Source organism: Pseudoroseomonas cervicalis ATCC 49957 (genome assembly GCF_000164635.1).
In the GTDB taxonomy this organism is placed as follows: domain Bacteria; phylum Pseudomonadota; class Alphaproteobacteria; order Acetobacterales; family Acetobacteraceae; genus Pseudoroseomonas; species Pseudoroseomonas cervicalis.
Window position 1 is genome coordinate 1 of sequence record NZ_GG771056.1, and the last position, 1039, is coordinate 1039.

Sequence of the window (1039 nt, forward strand, 5' to 3'; positions counted from 1 at the left end):
CGCGGCCGCGCCCAGCGCGGCGGTGCCGGGGCCGGTGCCGTCCGCATCGGCCAGGGCCTGGCGCAGCCGCACCCTTGCGAAGCGTGGATCGGCATTGGAAGGATCGCGCAGCGGCGACAGCCCCCGCGCCGCCAGCAGCGCCTCCAGCCGGATGGGCGGGGTGGCGAGCAGCGGGCGCAGGATCACCGCCTCCGCCGCGGCACGGCGCGGCGCGATTCCCGAGAGGCCGGTGGCGCCGCTGCCGCGCAGGGCCCGGAACAACACCGTCTCCGCCTGGTCGCCGGCATGCTGGCCGAGCAGGAGAAAGGGCAGTCCCTCGGCCGCGCAGGCGCCGAGCAGGGCCGCCAGCCGCGCCTGCCGCGCGCGCTCCTGCACCGCGCTGCCACCGGGCAGGTCCAGGCGCAGCACCCGGGCGGAAATCCCCTGGGCTGCGAGGGTCCGGCGGGTCCATTCCGCCTCGGCCGCGCTCTCGGCGCGCAGCCCGTGATCGGCCACCAGCGCCAGCACCCGCCCGCCCAGGGGGCGGGCGAAATCGCGCGCCAGCAGCGCCAGCGCCAGGGAATGCGGCCCGCCGGAGACGCCCACGGCGAAGCCGGGCGCGTCGCCGAACGGACCGAGCGGCGCCATCCGCGCCGCGAATTCCGCCGCCGAGAGCGGCGCCGCCGGGCTCAGCCCGGGATCAGCGGCACCCGCCACGCTGGCGGGCATCGGTGGCCCGGGTCGCCAGATTGCCGGAGAGGCGCGGGAATTCGCTGCGCAGATCGTCGAGCGTCGCGCAGGCCTCGCGCTTGGCGCCGAAGCCGAGGAAGGAATTGGCCAGGCCCAGCATCGCCTCCGGCGCGCGGGAGGCGCTGCGGTTGCGGCGATAGGCGTCGTCATAGGCGAGCGCCGCGTTCTGGAAGTCGCGCTTGCCGAGCAGCGCGTCGCCCAGCAGCAGCTGCGCGTCCTGGGCGCGGGCGGTGTTGCGGGCGGCGATCACCTCGCGCGCCGCCGCCTCGGCCGCGGCGTAGTCGCGGCGGGCCAGCGCCGCCTGGCCATC

2 protein-coding genes are annotated in these 1039 nt (G+C 77.8%); both read right to left on the minus strand.

The annotated features are described in order from the left end of the window. The coding region (tilS, locus tag HMPREF0731_RS21685; RefSeq protein ID WP_007006394.1) for a tRNA lysidine(34) synthetase TilS at positions 1-708 on the minus strand (708 nt) is incomplete at its 3' end. Beyond that, on the minus strand, positions 680-1039 hold a 360-nt coding region (locus HMPREF0731_RS21690; RefSeq protein WP_007006395.1), incomplete at its 5' end, for a tetratricopeptide repeat protein. The genes tilS and HMPREF0731_RS21690, both read right to left, overlap by 29 nt.